This is a genomic window from Maribacter aurantiacus (genome assembly GCF_005780245.1).
Lineage (GTDB): Bacteria > Bacteroidota > Bacteroidia > Flavobacteriales > Flavobacteriaceae > Maribacter > Maribacter flavus.
In genome coordinates this window covers 57,799-76,341 of the sequence record NZ_VBUK01000011.1, presented here as the reverse complement: position 1 = coordinate 76,341, position 18,543 = coordinate 57,799, and the positions used below count along the sequence as shown (strand labels likewise).

Annotated in this window: 14 protein-coding genes and 1 tRNA gene; 1 reads left to right on the top strand and 14 read right to left on the bottom strand. The window is 42.7% G+C overall.

Features of this window, described 5'->3' with window-relative positions; translation table 11 throughout:
* Positions 1–122 precede the first annotated feature (122 nt).
* Positions 123–1,106: a YpdA family putative bacillithiol disulfide reductase gene (locus FEK29_RS15510; protein WP_138259352.1), complete on the top strand. Its 984-nt coding sequence runs from the start codon at positions 123–125 to the stop codon at positions 1,104–1,106.
* Here FEK29_RS15510 and FEK29_RS15505 read toward each other — a convergent pair.
* The 14 genes from FEK29_RS15505 to mraY form a co-directional block, all read right to left on the bottom strand.
* Complete coding sequence (locus FEK29_RS15505; RefSeq protein WP_138259351.1) at positions 1,103–2,506, bottom strand: TolC family protein; 1,404 nt, start codon at positions 2,504–2,506, stop codon at positions 1,103–1,105. The genes FEK29_RS15510 and FEK29_RS15505 overlap by 4 nt on opposite strands.
* A 15-nt stretch (positions 2,507–2,521) precedes the next feature.
* Complete coding sequence (locus FEK29_RS15500) at positions 2,522–5,659, bottom strand: efflux RND transporter permease subunit (protein ID WP_138259350.1); 3,138 nt, start codon at positions 5,657–5,659, stop codon at positions 2,522–2,524.
* Positions 5,660–5,688: 29 nt separating this feature from the next.
* Complete coding sequence (locus tag FEK29_RS15495) at positions 5,689–6,810, bottom strand: efflux RND transporter periplasmic adaptor subunit (protein WP_138259349.1); 1,122 nt, start codon at positions 6,808–6,810, stop codon at positions 5,689–5,691.
* Positions 6,811–6,830: 20 nt separating this feature from the next.
* Positions 6,831–7,289, bottom strand: coding sequence for a GbsR/MarR family transcriptional regulator (locus tag FEK29_RS15490; protein WP_161595367.1), 459 nt, complete (start codon positions 7,287–7,289; stop codon positions 6,831–6,833).
* Positions 7,290–7,593: 304 nt separating this feature from the next.
* Positions 7,594–7,667, bottom strand: a tRNA-Arg gene (locus tag FEK29_RS15485).
* A 117-nt stretch (positions 7,668–7,784) separates the two neighbouring features.
* On the bottom strand, positions 7,785–8,234 hold the full coding sequence (locus tag FEK29_RS15480; RefSeq protein ID WP_138259347.1) for a GatB/YqeY domain-containing protein: 450 nt from the start codon (positions 8,232–8,234) through the stop codon (positions 7,785–7,787).
* Between the two features lie 85 nt (positions 8,235–8,319).
* The gene (gene ftsZ, locus FEK29_RS15475) at positions 8,320–10,230 is read right to left on the bottom strand and encodes a cell division protein FtsZ (RefSeq protein ID WP_138259346.1); all 1,911 of its coding nucleotides are present in this window, start codon (positions 10,228–10,230) and stop codon (positions 8,320–8,322) included.
* Positions 10,231–10,270: 40 nt separating this feature from the next.
* Positions 10,271–11,596 (bottom strand): cell division protein FtsA, encoded by a 1,326-nt coding sequence (ftsA, locus tag FEK29_RS15470; RefSeq protein WP_138259345.1) that lies wholly within the window; start codon positions 11,594–11,596, stop codon positions 10,271–10,273.
* A 4-nt stretch (positions 11,597–11,600) separates the two neighbouring features.
* Entirely contained in the window at positions 11,601–12,320 is a 720-nt protein-coding gene (locus FEK29_RS15465; protein ID WP_138259344.1) for a cell division protein FtsQ/DivIB, read from the bottom strand.
* A complete protein-coding gene (murC, locus tag FEK29_RS15460; RefSeq protein WP_138259343.1) occupies positions 12,310–13,662 on the bottom strand; it encodes a UDP-N-acetylmuramate--L-alanine ligase in 1,353 nt (450 codons plus the stop codon). Before murC ends, FEK29_RS15465 begins: the two co-directional genes overlap by 11 nt.
* Before the next feature lie 5 nt (positions 13,663–13,667).
* A complete protein-coding gene (gene murG / locus FEK29_RS15455; RefSeq protein WP_138259342.1) occupies positions 13,668–14,756 on the bottom strand; it encodes an undecaprenyldiphospho-muramoylpentapeptide beta-N-acetylglucosaminyltransferase in 1,089 nt (362 codons plus the stop codon).
* Positions 14,743–15,945: an FtsW/RodA/SpoVE family cell cycle protein gene (locus tag FEK29_RS15450; RefSeq protein WP_138259341.1), complete on the bottom strand. Its 1,203-nt coding sequence runs from the start codon at positions 15,943–15,945 to the stop codon at positions 14,743–14,745. The genes murG and FEK29_RS15450 overlap by 14 nt, the downstream gene beginning before the upstream one ends.
* Positions 15,946–15,948: 3 nt before the next feature.
* Positions 15,949–17,283: a UDP-N-acetylmuramoyl-L-alanine--D-glutamate ligase gene (gene murD / locus FEK29_RS15445; RefSeq protein ID WP_138259340.1), complete on the bottom strand. Its 1,335-nt coding sequence runs from the start codon at positions 17,281–17,283 to the stop codon at positions 15,949–15,951.
* Complete coding sequence (mraY, locus tag FEK29_RS15440) at positions 17,284–18,504, bottom strand: phospho-N-acetylmuramoyl-pentapeptide-transferase (protein WP_138259339.1); 1,221 nt, start codon at positions 18,502–18,504, stop codon at positions 17,284–17,286.
* Positions 18,505–18,543: the final 39 nt, after the last annotated feature.

Below are 18,543 nucleotides of genomic sequence, written 5' to 3'. Positions count from 1 at the left end.
TGGGCAAGCCCACAAGGTATTCTTTGAAAACGAATTTTTAATTTCGAGGCCTGCCCAACAAGCGTTCAGGCGGGCAAGCAAGGGGTATTAAACCCTTTGACGGTGCCAATAAAATATAGAAAATGGGATTATTGGATATTGCAATCATAGGAGGAGGGCCAATTGGTATCGCCTGTGGACTGGAAGCACAAAAGAAAGGACTTTCCTATGTTATACTGGAAAAAGGGCCCATTGTGAATTCCTTGTTCAACTACCCAGCAAACATGCAGTTCTTTTCCTCCTCGGAGCGATTGGAAATAGACGAAATACCGTTTATAAGCAAAGAGGCCAAACCGAAGCGGGACGAGGCCCTTGAATACTACAGAAGGATCGTAACTACCAACAAACTCAATATCCATCTTTTTGAACGGGTAGAAAGTGTTAAAAAATTGGACGGGATTTTTAAATTGCGCTCTAGCAAGGGAAATTATGAGTCCAAAAATTGTATCGTAGCCACGGGTTTTTATGATATTCCCAACCTACTGAACGTACCTGGGGAGGATTTGCCAAAAGTATCCCATTACTACGATAATCCCCATTATTATGCCGGTCAAAAAGTAGCGGTCGTAGGCGCCAGCAACAGTGCCATAGATGCGGCTTTGGAATGTTGGAGAAAGGGTGCGGAAGTTACGTTGATTATTAGGGGTACGGAAGTCGGTCAGCGCGTAAAGTATTGGGTACGGCCGGATATCATCAACAGAATTGAGGAAGGCAGCATTACCGCCTTCTACAATAGCACTGTAAAGGCCATTCACGAAGACACCTTGGAAATTACAAATGAAAAGGGAGAGACCAAAACGATTCCCAATGATTTTGTACTGGCCCTTACAGGCTATAAGCCCAATTTTCAGTTCTTGGAAATGCTGGGTATACATATTACCAAAGATGAAAAGCGATTACCGGAATACGACCCGGAAACCATGGAAACCAATGTAGAAAATCTTTATTTGGCAGGGGTAATCTGTGGCGGTATGGAAACCCACAAATGGTTTATAGAAAATTCAAGGATCCATGCAAAAATGATTGTTGCACATATTCTGGACAAAAACCATAAAAGACATCCTTAATTCCAGCCTCCACCCAAAGCAAGGTATAAGTTTACCACGGCTTGTAACTTATTGTTTTTGGTAGAGATAAGGTCCAAATTTGTATTCAGCGCATTTTGTCTTGCGTTCAATACTTCCAGATAATTAGCCAAACCATTATCCAATAGTTCTTGGGAATATTCCCGAGCCATTGTATAAGCTTCATATTCCTTTTTCTTCACTTCAATTTTTTTCATGGCCGCATGGTAGGAATAAAGTGCATCGGATACTTCCTTAGAGGCGTTCAGCAAGGCAAATTTAAAATCCAACATAGACTGTTCTTTTTGGGCCTGACTTACTTCATATTGTGTTCGTATTCTCCTACCATTGAACAATGGCTGTGTAAGACCCCCAACTACGGATGCAAATAAGGAATTTGTATCAAACAATGTATTAAAATCCAAACTTTGAAGTCCTCCATTGGCGGTTAGGGTAATGGATGGATAAAAATTACTTCGGGCTACATTGGTAAGTTCAAAAGCATTTACCAGGCCATACTCGGCGGAGATAACATCGGGCCGGTTTGCCAAGAGTTGGGTGGGTACCCCAATACTCAGTGGTGTATTTATTTTTTGCTCTTCCAAGGTACTTCTTACAATTTCCTTTGGTTCATCACCCAAAATCAAGGACATGGAATTTTCCAAAAGCTTTACTGAATTTTCCAAGTCGATCAACAAGGCTTGGGCCGTATACAATTGGGCCTCCGTTTGTTTTACGGCGACCTCAGTAACATTTCCCGACTCTTTTAAAGCTTTGGTAGTCTCCAATCCGCTGGAACGGGTTTCTATGGTTAATTTCGTAATCTGGATTTGCTCGTCCAAAGACAATAGTTGATAATAGAGAGAAGCTATATTTCCCACCAAGGTACTTTTTACTGCTTTATGGGCGGCGACTGATTGTAGGTAACTCGCCTCGAAAGCCCTTTTATTACTTCTGATTTTACCCCAAATATCTGCCTCCCAAGACAGTCCACCACTTACCTCGTATTGATCCAACCTACTAAAAAGACCTCCAAACTGACTATTCCCGGAAATCTCCGTATGGGTATATTTTGGGTTGAGATTCAGGGTAGGAAAATAGCCGGCCTTTCCCTGTTTCAGATAAGCTTCAGAAATCAAAATGCGTTGAATGGCCTTTCTAATGTCAATATTATTTTGAAGACCTTCTTCTATATAACCTTGAAGATATGAGTCTGTAAACAATTCCTTCCATGAAATTGTTGCCAGGGAAACACTATCCCTCTGTAAGGAATCAGTTCTAAAATATTGTGACTCCAATACCACATCCTTTGGTCTTTCATACATTTTGGCAGAAAAGCATGAAACCAAGATTATTGGCAAAAGTACCGTACAACCAATTTTTATATATTTTGACAATCGCATACTATATTAGTTATTCTATTTTTCTACCGTTTCGAATTTTGGCCCTCCGGATACTTTTTCCTGTAACCACTGAAAGAAAATGAACAAGGTGGGAATAACGAAGACACCCACTACGGTACCAATGAACAAACCTCCTACGGCACCAGTACCAATAGACCTATTTCCTTCTGCCCCTACTCCACCTGCGAGCGCCAAAGGCATTAATCCCAGTATGAAAGCAAAGGAGGTCATCAAAATTGGACGCAGTCTTGATTCTGCACCTTCCACGGCAGCGTTTAGGATAGATAACCCATGCTTTCTTCGCTGCAGGGCAAATTCCACAATTAAAATCGCGTTCTTGGCAAGAAGTCCTACTAACATGATTAAGGCGATTTGGAAGTATATATTATTTTGCAGTCCCGCCAATTGTGTAGTGAAATAGGCACCAAAAACACCTAAGGGCAACGAAAGCAATACAGAAAAAGGTATTAGATAACTTTCATATTGCGCCGCAAGCAGGAAATACACGAAGACCAGTGACAATAAAAAGATGGTCGTGGTCTGGTCTCCGGCATTCACTTCTTCACGTGTCAGGCCAGAATACGCAATTGAAAACGTTGTTGGTAGGGATTGGGCCACTTCTTCCACGGCCTTTATAGCATCTCCCGAGCTATATCCGGGATTCGTGGCCGCCGTAATCTTCGTGGAGTTAAAAAGATTAAACCGTGTTACGGATTGTGGTCCATACACCCTTTCCAAACTGATAAATTCCGTAATGGGGGTCATGACACCTTCGGAAGTTCTAACGAACATTTGGTTCAGATTGTCGCGATCGGCCCTATCCTCTGGAAGCGCCTGAACATACACACGGTACTGTTTACCAAAACGGGAAAAATCCGCAGCAAAGATACTCCCGATATACCCCTGTAGGGTAGCAAAAATACTACTTATGGATACCCCAAGTTCCTTGGCCCTTGGCACGTTTATTTCCAGCTCATACTGTGGATATCCCGTATCAAATGAGGATTGTGCATATTGAATCTCCGGCCTTTGGGTCAAGTTGGCAATAAATTCCTTGTTCACTTTATCCAAATCCGTAAAAGTACCACTGGCGCGATCTAATAAATTTACCTCTACACCTGAGGAACGTCCAAAACCTGGAATACTTGGAGGGGCAAAGAATACTATATTGGCTTCAGGAATCGTTGCTGCCGCTCCAAACATTTTTGCGGTTATGGCTTCCATAGACAACGAATCTGCTCCCCGCTCGTCCCAATCCCTAAGACGAACAAAACCTAGACCGTAATTACTGCCTGCACCACCCAAAAAGCTACGCCCCTCAATAACGGACCCATCCAAAACCCCTGGTATCTGCTTGATTTTAGAATACAACTCTTCGTTGACCTCATGGGTTCTGTCAATGGAGGAACCCGGGGGAAGCTCAATGTTCATAAATACGATACCACGATCTTCATCGGGAACAAAACCAGTCCTGACCATACTTGATGACCACCAGATACCAACAAAGGCCAGGACAAGAATAAATACGGTTACCCACTTATGTTTGTACAGAAAATGAACGGAACGGCCATATTTCTGGGTAGTAGCCCTAAAAGCGCTATTAAACGCATCGAAGAATCGCTCCTTAAAATTTTTCTTTTTTCCTTCATCCTTCTCCGTATGCGGCTTTAAGAACAATGCACAAAGCGCCGGGCTCAAGGTAAGCGCATTAATTGCAGAAATAATGATAGCCACAATCAAGGTTACACCAAATTGTTCATAAAATACCCCTGTAGGTCCCGTAACAAACGTTACTGGTATAAATACGGCCGCCATGACCAGAGTGATGGATATAATCGCTCCCGATATTTCGTTCATAGCCGTTAATGTTGCCTGCTTGGCATCCTTGGCTCCCTTATCCAATTTGGCGTGTACTGCTTCCACAACAACAATGGCGTCATCCACCACAATACCAATTGCCAATACCAAGGCAAACAAAGTCAACAAGTTGATGGAATAACCAAAAAGATTCAAGAAGAAAAATGTTCCAATTATGGAAACAGGAACGGCTATGGCAGGAATGAGGGTAGACCTAAAGTCCTGTAGAAAAATAAAAACGACGAGGAATACCAACAAAAAGGCCTCTACCAAGGTACTGGCCACCTTTTTTATAGAAGCGTTCAAGAAATTGTTGGTGTTATACGGAACAAAAACGTTGATACCAGCCGGGAGGTCTTCCTTAATTAGTTCTAGCCTATTTTCAATTTCAAGAATTATTTCCCTGGCATTAGATCCTTTGGTTTGATAGATTCCCATATTTACTGCCGGATAGCCAGACGTCATGGAGCTTGCCGCATACGATTGGGCACCTAATTCTATTTCGGCAATATCTTCAAGCCTCAGAAAACGTCCATTATCCAAAGCCTTTACCACAATATTACTGTACTGTTCCTGCGTTTTAAACCTTCCTCCATATTTTATTACATAGCTAAAGGCCTCACCGTCGTTTTCACCTAGGGAGCCTGCTGCAGCTTCTAAACTCTGTTCGTTCAAGACGGTTACCACATCCGAAGGTATTAATCCATAGGCCGCTAATTTTTCGGGCTGCAACCAAATTCGCATGGCATAATCCTTGGAGCCAAATACATTGACATTACCAACACCATTTACCCTCTGAATCTCAGGAATTACATTTATTTTAAGGTAATTCTGCACAAAGGTTTCATCATAATCCGGATTGGTACTATAAAAAGACATAAACATCAGTGCACTGGTCTGTTGTTTTTGTGTAGTAACACCTGTCTGTATAACGGCCTGTGGTAGAAGTGAATTGGCCCTAGCTACCCGGTTTTGTACGTTTACCGCCGCGATATCGGGACTTACATCTTGGTCAAAAAATACGTCAATAGTGGCAGTACCGCTATTGGTGGCCGTGGATGTAAGATAGGTCATCCCTTCCACACCGTTAATTTGTTCCTCCAAGGGAATAATTACACTTTCCAAAATAGTCTCGGCATTCGCACCGGGATAGTTGGCACTCACGCTAATAGTAGGAGGCGCAATATCCGGATATTGGGTAATGGGCAGTGAAGTAAGACCCAGTAATCCCAAGATGACGATTATAATCGAAATTACGGTTGAAAGTACTGGCCGTTCAATAAACTTTTTTAGCATATTCTAATGTGTTATCCGCAGTTCTACTATTATCTGAATAAAATTTTAATGGGCTTTGCAACGCTATCGAAGGCAACGGATTTTGGAATAATTTTGGTATCCCCCCTTAATTTATCAATCCCTAGACCCACAATTTTATCACCTTCTTCGATACCGCTTTCCACCATGTAGAGATTATCCACCTCGTTAATAACAGCAATACTTTTGGATACGGCCATACTATCTGAATGGACCTGGTATACATATACACCGCCCTGTCTGTCAAAAGTGCTTTCCTTGGGAACTACCACAACATTCTCAAACTTTTTGGGTATTCTGATCTTAGCGCTGTTACCATTGGTCAAAATCCTTGAAGGGTTGTCAAATTTGGCCCTAAAGGTGATAGCACCCGTAGCGGCGTCCACTTGTGAATTTATGGTCTCGATTTTCCCTTTTTGATCATATACCCTTCCATTGGCGAGAATTAATTCAACTTCGGGTAAGTTCTGTATCTTTTCGTTTATGGTATTGCCTTTCGTATCTTGAATAAAATTCAGATAATCCTTTTCGTTCATGGAGAAATAAGCATACACTTTACTGATATCCGCAACAATAGTAAGAGGCTGGGCGTTGTTTGGACTGACCAAAGCTCCTCTTCTAAATCTGATGGACCCTACAAAACCATCAACTGGACTTTTAATACTCCCGTAGTTGATGTTGGCATTGATAGAATTATACGTGCTCTTTGCCTGTTGCAACTTTGCCTTTGCAGTTTCCAGCTGCACACTGCTGATAATATTCTTTTCAACCAAAGGTTTTAATTTATCCACTTCCACTTGAGCGGCATTGACGTTTGCCAAAGCAGCAGCGGCATCCTGACTTAGGGATTGGGTTTCCAATTTAAAAAGGGTCTCTCCTTTTTTTACCTGTTCCCCCTCATCCACCAAAACATCCGTAATATAACCTGAGATTTTGGCCCTAACCTCACTATTAACAATGCCCTCAATACTTGCCGGATAGGTAGTAAAAGAAGTGACATCCTTGGTGGGTATTTCTATTACCTGAAATGAAGGGGCTGCGGATTGATTACCCGAATTTTCATTGGTTTTACCTCCACAGGAAATTAAGATCAGAGTTGAAATTACAAATAGGAGAGTGTAGATTTTCTTCATTTTGAATAACTAAATAGTTTTTAATTTTGTTCTTTGAAATCCCTTATTCGTTGTAAGGTCTGTTCAATATTCAATTTTTCCTGCTCTAGGAAGTCGTGGAATATATTTCCGATATACCCCTTTTTTCTATAATTTTCAGGATTGTTCTCCTGATTGAACTTATTTACTTTTTGGGTAAGTTCTAGATCAGAAATTATCGTTTCAAACCGCTCTTTTAGCATGTTTTGCAAAAAACTACCAGAACTCCTAAAATATCTTTTCCGCTTACCGGGCCGTGTATAGTATTCCAAGTACTTTAATTGCAACAGGAGATTTAAATTTGTGGAAACAGAACTTTTACTGGCCTGGGTAATCTCCATGAGCTCTTCAAAAGAAAAGCCCTCTTGAGAGGATAAAACCATTATCGCATAGATTCGGGCGGCCAATGGCGGCAAATTGTGGCGCCTTTCAAAATAAAGCCCCAATTCCTCTATCAACATTCGTTTATGTTCTGAGCATAGCCCCATAGTACAAATTCTGTAACAAAGCTACCTTACAGTTCGTTTTGTTCCGAACTAACTATAATAAAATTTCGTTAATTTTTTAAAAATAGAATCGAGAGAATTGAATGATATTTGTGGAATACCAACAAAAAATCCAGATACATTTAAATGAATCTGGATTTAATTAGTGACCGCGGAGGGATTGGCTGCGCCTTTCCCTCAAAGCTCCGCTTTGAAAATAGTCCAAACAAAAAAACGCTCAAGCAAGCTTGGCGTTTTTTCTTTTTGAACTATTTATTCGTGACCGCGGAGGGATTCAAACCCCCAACCCTCAGAGCCGAAATCTGATGCGCTATTCAGTTGCGCCACGCGGCCTTATTTAACAATATGAGTAAAAAACTCAAATTTACCGTTACAATATTCAATTCACAAATCCGATGCTGGATTCTCCCGGTAGCTATCGGGAGTGCCACTCGGTCATTATATTATAAACTAAGAACTTAATTTTTGTTTTACGATGGCTGATATGGTCTTACCATCCGCCTGACCGGCCAACTCCTTGGACACGATTCCCATTACCTTGCCCATGTCCTTCATGCCAGAAGCACCCGTGGCATCAATGGTTTGGACCACAACTTTTTCAATTTCTTCCTCAGTAAGCTGTTCTGGCAAGAACTGCTCGATTACGGCAGCCTGGGCCAACTCCGGTTCCGCCAAATCCTGTCTTCCTTGTTCCACAAAAATAGCGGCACTGTCCTTCCGTTGCTTAACCAATTTCTGCACCAGCTTTATTTCATCCTCTTCGCTTAATTCCTTTCCTGAGCCGCTGGTACTTTCCAACAAAAGAGCGGATTTGATGGCCCTTAAAGACTCCAAGGCCACCGTGTCCTTGGCCTTCATAGCGACCTTCATTTGCTCCATTACTTTTGCCTGTAAACTCATCGTTTGTGGTTTTTGGATTGCAAAGATAAATAATAAACCCGAAAACAAAATTTGTTTTCGGGTTCAAATAGATATCGAAATAACACTAATCTACATTATCGTGCAAGAACGAATTATTGGACCGCAATTGAATCTCATCGTTACTATCGTCACTTAAGGTCGTTCTTGAAATTTTTTTTTCCCTAGGGTTTTCGTTCAAATTAACGCCCTGCCTCTTATAGGCAGGCTCTTTCTCAATTTCATCAATATTGCTCAAGCTGTTTTTGAACTTGTAATTGAAATCCTTTAACTTTCTCCTTCGTTCGTCCGCACGCTGTCTAAGCAATTCCTCAATTGGGGTCTCCATGGGATCTATAGAGGTTTCATCCCTATTATGTTCCTTTGGGGCAACTGTTCTTTTTTCAAAAACCAGTTCGTCCTCTATAATTTTGGGTTCAAATTCCTCTGCTTTGGATTTGGCCCCGGTTAACCTATTCTCCAATTCCATATAATCGTCCAAACTGTATCGAGTCTCTCCTTTTTTATTGTACTCCAAAACAGGGATTATCTCCACGCTATCGTTTACGTCCAAATCCTTGATTTCATCATCCAAGTTAAAGACTACAACATTGTCCTTTTCATCATCCTCCAAGGGCATTTCAAAACTCATGGCAAATTGGTCCTCTTCTTCCCTTTCGTACCTTAAAACTTCAGGCTCTACCACTTCGATATCCCTAATTTTGGCCGTTGCATCTATAATTACAAAATCATCCTCGGACACACATTCGGCAATTACCTCGTCATAGAAGACGTTAAAATTCCGGATATAATTGGTAGTAGGAATCAAGTCAAAATCGCCCGAATCCAAAAACTGATAGCGCTCCTGGGGTTTTTCAATCTCCTCCTCTTCCTCTTCAACTTCCAAGGTATGGACAGTACGTTTTGTAGTTAAGAGTTCAGCTTCCGCCTTTTGGTTGTCCTCCAATGTATGGATGATTTTTTTTGACTCGGTGTTTACGATATCATCCTGTTGTTCCACGTTAAATCCCGTGGCGATAACGGTAACCGCGATAGATTCGCCCAAGGACTCGTCCTCACCAACACCCATAATGATATTGGCACCATAACCCGCTTCAATTTGAATGTGATCGTTGATTTCCCCAATTTCGTCAATCGTAATTTCCTGCGCCCCGGAAACAATAAGCAACAATACGTTCTTGGCACCGGTAATCTTGTTATCGTTCAATAATGGGGAATCCAATGCCTTCATAATGGCCTCGTTCGCCCTTGAGGAACCTGAAGCTATGGCTGAACCCATGATTGCTGTTCCGCTATTGGAAAGAACGGTCTTGGCATCGCGCAAGTCGATGTTTTGTGTATAATGATGTGTTATCACCTCTGCAATTCCCCTAGCAGCGGTTGCCAAAACCTCATCGGCCTTTGAAAAACCTGCCTTAAACCCAAGGTTTCCATAGACCTCCCGTAATTTATTATTGTTGATAACAATCAAGGAATCTACATTCTTCCGCAACTTTTCTATACCCTGATGGGCTTGATCACAACGCATTTTACCTTCAAACTGGAACGGCATGGTAACAATACCCACCGTTAGAATATCCATTTCCTTGGCAAACTTGGCAATTACGGGAGCAGCACCAGTTCCTGTTCCCCCGCCCATACCAGCGGTAATGAAAATCATTTTTGTCGTACGGTCCAGCATTCCTTTGATATCTTCCATGCTCTCCATAGCGGCCTGCTCACCGATTTCCGGATTGGCACCAGCTCCCAATCCCTCCGTCAATGATACGCCCAATTGAATCTTGTTGGGTACCGGACTATTGTCCAAGGCCTGTGCATCCGTATTGCAGATGACGAAATCTACCCCGTTGATACCGGCCTGGAACATGTGGTTTATGGCATTACTGCCCCCGCCACCCACTCCAATGACCTTTATGACATTGCTTTGATTTTTTGGAAGATCAAAAGAGATACTATCAAATTCGTTGTGATTACTCATACTATTATTATTACTGGTTATTATGCGCTTATTCTAGTTCTTATTCGGCGTTATCCAAAAAATCCTTCAACTTTTCGGACCATCGGTCAAAAACGGATTTCCGCTCCTTCATAGGTTGATTCACCTTAACCTCTTCTTCAAAACCAGCCATGACAGGTTCCTCCTCCTTCTTGATCTTATTTTTATTGATGGCCGACTTCCTTTCTTCCTTCCTAATGGCGTTCATTAACAAACCTACGGCCGTGGCGTAAAGTGGACTGGCCACTTCCTCGTCTGAATCCCCTGCCAAATGCTCGTTGGGGTAGCCTATACGGGTATCCATTCCCGTAATATATTCCACCAACTGCTTTAAGTGCTTCAATTGACTTCCACCTCCAGTGAGTACGATGCCCGCAATCAATTTCTTCTTTTGTTCGTCATGTCCATAGTTCTTGATCTCTACATATACCTGCTCTATAATTTCGACCACTCTGGCATGTATGATTTTGGAAAGGTTCTTTAAGGTGATTTCCTTAGGTTCACGGCCCCTCAAACCTTGTATGGATACGATTTCATTGTCCTTGTTCTCTCCGGGCCAAGCGGAACCAAAACGTACCTTAAGACTTTCGGCCTGTTTCTCTATGATGGAGCAGCCTTCCTTAATATCCTCGGTTATAACGCCGCCACCAAAAGGAATTACGGCCGTATGACGGATAATGCCATCTTTAAAAATGGCCAGATCTGTAGTTCCGCCCCCTATATCGATCAAAGCGACTCCCGCTTCCTTCTCTTCCATGCTCAACACGGCATCGGCAGATGCCAGTGGCTCCAGGGTAATGTTCCCCAAGTCCAATCCGGCACTTTTGATACAACGGCCTACATTCTTGATAGAGGAAACCTGGCCCACCACAACATGGAAATTGGCCTCCAGCCTGCCCCCGTACATTCCGATAGGCTCCTTTATTTCGGCCTGGCCATCCACCTTATACTCCTGTGGCAATACATGAATGATTTCTTCCCCGGGGAGCATGATCAGTTTATAGACCTGATTGACCAAGGAATCCAAATCGTCCTCATTGATAACTTCCTCTGAATCCTTTCTGGTAATATAGTCACTGTGCTGCAGGCTTCTGATGTGCTGACCAGCAATCCCTACCACAACGGAACCTATTTTTAGTCCGGAATTGGTTTCGGCCTGTTCCACGGCCTGCTGTATGGATTTTATCGTTTGCGTGATATTGTTAACAACGCCCCTGTGCACGCCGAGACTTTTGGATTTACCGATTCCCAAAATCTCGATTTTGCCGTACTCATTCTTTTTTCCGATGATGGCCACGATCTTAGTGGTCCCTATGTCCAATCCTACCGAATAATTTCCTTGTTCCATGTTGTTATATTTTAGTGCACACTACCTGGTTATTGAATTCCAAACTTACTTCCGCAAAATCCTCCAAGGTATTATCCTTGTTCGCCTTGGCATAAAAGGCCTTAAAATTGCTGAACTTCCCTTCCAAATTTTCAATACCCCCTAAATTCACCACAAACTGGTTCAGCCTAAACTTCAATTGGTAATCATCCTCCGCCTTTATATGAATACCAATCACGTTCTTTCGTAAAAAATCGTCCTTGTTTATAAACTCCAAAATCCTGTACACGTCCTCAAGGCTCTTACCCGTTATATTGCCTGTTATAATAGGCACCCTAGCCGAATAATTGGATGAAAACGGCATACGTTTTCCTTCATCATCCAGATAGTACTTTGAATCCCCCTCAATGCGTCCAATGGGTTTGCGTTGAACAATTTTAGACGTTAGCTCACCGTCTATAGTGACATAGACTTGGGCACTTTTCACCATTTCATTGGCCTCAAGGGCCTTTTCTATAGTATTCAAAACTATATTTTCTTTAGGCACATTTTCGAGCCGCCCATAATTTTGTATTAACAATTTATTAACCGCTCCCTCAGTAATATAGAGGTTTTGGTCACCCAGAAATTCCACTCTGGAACGGACTACGTTCTTCTTATTGCTCCTATTGTTAGAAAACGCGTAAAGCGCCATTATTACGAACAATAGCGCAACTATTTTCAATAAGTTCCAATCAATGCGCATACTCCAATTCTTTTGTTACTTTCATTATTTCCAACCCAATATCACCTGCACCCATCATGACGAGCACTTCTGGATTTTGGGCTTTTATTTCCGATACCAAATCCCCTTTTTCCACAACTTTTGTTTGGGCGTTGGTCATCTTTCCCATCAACCAAGCAGCATCAATTCCCTCCATGGGCTCTTCCCTGGCCGGATAAATTTCCAATAGCAAAACACTCGGAAATTTTGATAGACTTTTTGCAAAATCATCCCCAAAATCCTTGGTCCGACTGAACAAATGTGGCTGAAAAATGGCCAAAATCCTTTTGTTGGGATGCATTTCAACAATGGCATCATACACGGCATCTATTTCAGTGGGGTGATGGGCATAGTCATCGATGAGGACAAAATCCTCGTTCTTGATACGGTAGGAAAATCGTCTCTGAACACCCTTGAAAGATGCCAAAGCTTCGGCCAGGCGATACGGTGGGGAACCTGCTTGTATCGCCATGGCAAAAGCGACCAAACCGTTCAACAGGTTGTGTCTTCCCGGTTTGTTGAATCGAACCCCGATAAATGTTCCTTCCGGAGTTCCCAAATCAAAAATGTAGGTACCATGTTCTATTTTTAAATTCCGGATGCAATAATCCGAATCATCCTCTATCCCATAGGTTATGCCGTTTAAAGGCAAACCCTTACGAACAAAAAGCTTTCCTCCAGGCTTTATTCGGGCCACAAAGTCAAGAAACGACTTTTGTAGTTCCTGGGCATTCCCGTAAATATCCAAATGGTCCGCATCCATAGAGGTTATACAGGCCACATTGGGCGACAATCTCAAAAAGGACCGATCGAACTCATCCGCTTCCACCACGGAATACTCGGTTCCCTCTAAAAGAAAATTGCTGTTAAAATCCTCCGAAATACCGCCCAAAAATGCCGTTAACGGAGTTCCCGTTTCACGAAGCAAATGAGCAAGAATGCTTGATGTGGTCGTCTTTCCATGGGTGCCCGCAACGGCGAAACAGAAGGAATCCTTGGTAATCAAACCCAAGACTTCAGAGCGCTTTTTGATAACAAAATCGTTCCTTAGAAAATATTGATATTCTGAATGTGTACTTTTTACCGCCGGCGTATACACCACCAAGGTTTCCTCTGGGTTTAGAAACGGTTTGGGAACCAATTCCAAATCATCCTTATAATGCACGGAAATATCATGGTCGGATAGTTCAATGGTCAGAGGAGTTTCGGTCTTATCGTAACCAGCCACTTCCTTCCCGATAAACTTGAAATACCGGGCCAATGCGGACATACCTATACCTCCGATACCAATGAAGTAAACCCTATGTATATCCTTTATTTTCATGTTGGCTAATTCAACAATTTTTCAATTTCATCACAAATGTCCTTCGTGGCATTGGGCAGTGCCAAAGCCTCTATATTTTTAGAAAGTCGTTCCCGTTTTTCTTCCGATTCGAAGACCGACAAAAACTCTTCTTTAAACTTTTCTTCCAAATCACTTTCCTTAATCATGACGGCGGCATCTTCGGCCACCAAGGCTTGTGCATTTTTTGTCTGATGGTCCTCCGCCACCACAGGTGATGGAATAAAGATGGTAGGCTTTCCTACCAAACATAACTCCGAAACCGCTCCCGCTCCAGATCTGGAAATGATCATATCCGCCGCGGCATAGGCCTTTGCCATATCGTTCAAAAAGGCATGTACCTTTACATAATCCGAATTTTCACCTTCGTACATCTTTACATACCCCTTTCCACATTGCCAGATCAACTGAAGGTTCAAGGATTTGAAAAACTCCAGGTTATCCGCAATCAAGGCATTGATTCGCTTGGAACCCAAACTGCCCCCTAGCACCAAAAGGGTTTTCTTTTGCGTGTTCAAACCAAAAAATCGTAACGCATCAGACCTATCCTCCTGTAAGGAAATTAAATCGGCCCTTACGGGATTTCCGGTTTTCACGATTTTATCGGCAGGAAAAAATCGTTCCATACCATCGTAGGCCACACAAATCTTGGCCACCTTGTCCTTAAGTAGTTTGTTCGTGATTCCGGCAAAGGAGTTTTGTTCCTGTAGTACACAAGGTATTCCGCTGCTTGTAGCCACTTTCAATAAAGGACCACTGGCAAAACCGCCCGTACCCACTACGGCGTGGGGCTTAAATTTGCTTACTATTTTATGTGCCTTTATCAAACTACTTATCAGTTTCAATGGAAACATTACATTTTTTAGGGTCAGTTTCCGTTGTATCCCCGTTATCCACAATCCCTCAATTTTGTATCCCGCTTGTGGGACCTTCTCCATTTCCATTCGGTCTTTTGCCCCAACAAAAAGGAACTCCGCATTGGGATGTCTTCTTTTAAGTTCGTCGGCAATTGAAATCGCCGGATAAATATGTCCCCCCGTTCCGCCACCGGATATGATAAACCTATAACTGCCCACTCAATACTTCTAAAGGGTTGCTTTCATCAATATCCACGGTACTTTCCGTCGTCTGCTGCATGCTTTTGTTACTGGCACTTAGAATGATGCCTATCGCCAGACAGGTCATCCAACTGGAAGTTCCCCCACTACTGATCAATGGTAAATTTTGACCCGTTACGGGAAACAGCTCCACGGCCACTGCCATATTGATCAAAGCCTGAAAAACTATGGGCAAACCAACACCTAGCACCAACAATTTGCTAAAAATGGTGGTGCAGCCATTGGCGACCACCACGATCCTGAACAACAAAAACAGGTAAAAAAACATAAGGGCAAATCCGCCCAATAGCCCATATTCCTCTACAATAATGGCATAGATAAAATCCGACGAACTCTGGGGAAGGAAATTTTTCTGTACGCTTTTCCCAGCACCTTTGCCCATAACACCGCCCGTAGCGATGGCTATTTTGGCCTTTTCTATCTGATAGTTGGCCTCGGTATCCTCCGGATTGCTAAAACTATCGATACGGCTCATCCAGGTATCGACCCTATTTGGGAACAAATCGGGTGCCGCCTTGGCCACCAAAATGAACAGGGCCAAACAGGCGATGCCCGTTCCAACGATACCCAGTAAATATTTTATGGGATATCCCCCCAAAAAGCAAAGCATCAAGACCATAGAAAAAATAATCCCGGCCGTAGAAAAATTTGCGGGCAGGATCAACACCACTACCAAAAAGACGGGCAACCATAAGGGTACAATACTTTCAGAAAAGGTAACCTTTACATCCCGAACCTTGGAAAGATACCGGGCAACATAGATCATCAAAACTACGGCTGCCAAGTTGGAAGGCTGAAACCCGAATCCTACCAAGGGTAAACGAATCCAACGGCTTGCATTGGTTTCCCCCGCAGTAGTCCCCTGGGCCAGCACAAAGATCAAGAGCACGATGACAATTGGCATGGCTATTAAGGAAAGACCCTTGAAAAAATGGGTGGGTATTTTATGTACCCCGTAAATGATACCGAAACCTAAGAACAATAACAAGGCATGCTTCACTAGATGGCCAACCGTTGTGCCATTACCCACTACATAGACCAAATTACTACTGGCACTGTAAACGGGCAAAAACGAAAACAACGCCAAAAGTGCCGCAATGGCCCAAATGGCTTTGTCACCGTTGATATTTTGCAATAGGTTTCGCACGGATTATAGGTTTTTTACACAGTTTTTGAATTGATTGCCCCGATCTTCATAGTTCTGAAAAAGGTCAAAGCTTGCACAGGCTGGGGACAACAATACCGTATCGCCCCTTTCCGCGATTTTATAAGCGACCTTTACAGCTTCCTCCATGGCAAAAGTTTCCACCAATAGGTCCACTACGTTACCAAAGGTTTCCTTTATTTTTTCATTATCGACACCAAGACAGATAATGGCCTTAACCTTCTCCCTCACCAAGGGCATCAACTCCTTGTACTCGTTGCCCTTATCAACACCACCAACAATCCAGACAACGGGAGTTTTTACGCTCTCCAAAGCATAGTAAGTGGCATTTACATTGGTGGCCTTGGAATCATTGATATACTGTACATGGTGTATTTTCAATACCTTCTCCAACCTATGGGGAGCTCCCTGAAAATTGGAAATGCATTCCCGAATGGTTTCTTTACGGATACCCACCAATTTTGCTACCATAGCGGCTGCCATGGTATTCTTTAAGTTATGCTGGCCTTCCAATGCTAAGCTGTCTGTCATCATTTTTATCGTGTATTCTTGAGTTGTTATTTTAATTTCATTTTTATCTAAACTGGCCCCTTCCTTCAATGTTCGCTTCACCGAAAAAGGGAGTAATTTGGATTTGATCGGGTGCTCGCTCAGCCAACTGCCAATAACTTCATCATCTTGGTCATAGATGAAATAATCGGCCGAATCCTGGTTTTTTGTTATCAGGAATTTGGAGGCTATGTAGTTCTCGAATTTGTACTCATAGCGATCCAAATGGTCTGGGGTAATGTTCGTTAGGACGGAAATATGCGGTCTAAAATCTTGGATTCCATCCAACTGAAAACTGCTGATTTCCAATACATAGTAATCAAAGCTTTTCTCAGCGACCATTTTTGCAAAGCTGTCACCTATGTTACCCGCCATTCCTACGTTTAGTCCACCATTTTTCAAAATGTGGTAGGTAAGCATCGTGGTGGTAGTCTTGCCGTTACTTCCGGTAATCCCTATGATTTTTGCATCGGTATATCTGGATGCAAATTCGATTTCGGATATTACTGGAATTCCCTTTTCGACCATGGTTTTTACCAATGGAACGGTATCCGATATTCCCGGACTCTTCATGACCAAATCGGCCTTTAATAGTTTGTCCTCAGTATGCTTGGATTCTTCCCAATCGATTCCAAAATGTTCAAGAACGTTCTTATACTTTTCCTTTATTTTCCCTTTATCGGAAACAAAAACCTCATAGCCTTTTTGCTTCCCTAAGATGGCCGTACCCACGCCACTTTCTCCACCGCCAAGCACCACCAAAAATGCCATCTATCGTATTTTTAAGGTAACGATTGTGGCCACGGCCAGCATAATCCCAACAATCCAAAAACGGGTCACGATCTTGCTTTCATGGTAGCCTTTCTTCTGGTAATGATGATGCAAAGGGGACATCAAAAAAATACGTCTTCCTTCCCCAAATTTCTTTTTGGTATACTTGAAATAGGCCACCTGCGTCATTACCGATAGGGACTCCGCGAAAAAAATACCGCATAAGACGGGAATCAAGAGTTCCTTTCTAACGATGATGGCGATAACCGCAATCACCCCGCCTATTGTCAAACTTCCCGTATCACCCATAAAAACTTGGGCGGGATAGGTATTGTACCAAAGAAAGCCTACCAAGGCACCAACAAATGCTGTGATGAATATTAGCAACTCTCCTACCCTTGGGATATACATGATATCCAGGTATTCTGAAAAAATGATGTTACCGGAAACCAGGGCGAATACCCCCAATGTAAATACAATAATGGCGGAAGTCCCTGCTGCCAGACCGTCAATACCGTCGGTTAAATTGGCACCGTTTGAAACGGCCGTAACGATCAAGATGATAATAGGAATGAAAATCAACCAGGCGTACTCCTTGGCGCCTTCTCCCATCCAACCAATAAAACTGCCGTAATCGAATTCATTGTTCTTGAAGAAGGGAACCGTGGTCATGGTCGATTTGATTTCCTCACCTCGTACCTCTTCAACCGTAAATTGCTCCGTAATAATGGTCTTATTATGGTCTCGCATGGTAACTTCTGGATGAAAGTATAGTACCGCACCCACAATGAGGCCCAAAACGACCTGACCCATTACCTTAAACCTACCTTTTAAACCTTCCTTGTTCTTTTTGAAAACCTTGATATAGTCATCGATAAAACCGATAACCCCCATCCATACAGTTGTAAAAATCAATAAAATGATGTAGATATTCTCCAATCTGGCAAAAAGTAGCACAGGGATCAAAGTGGCCATGATGATGATGATTCCCCCCATTGTAGGAGTTCCTGCTTTTTGCTTTTGCCCTTCCAGACCTAGGTCTCGGATGGTCTCGCCCACCTGTTGTTTTTGAAGAAAAAGTATGATTTTTTTACCGTAAGCTGTAGCGATTATCAGCGAAAACAAAATGGCCATACCCGCACGAAACGTACTGAACTGGAACAGGCTCGCCCCAGGTAGCTGGTATTGTTTCTCCAAATATTCGAACAGGTAGGTTAACATAATTTATTTAAGTTCAAGCGCAAGTGTCAAGTTCAAAAA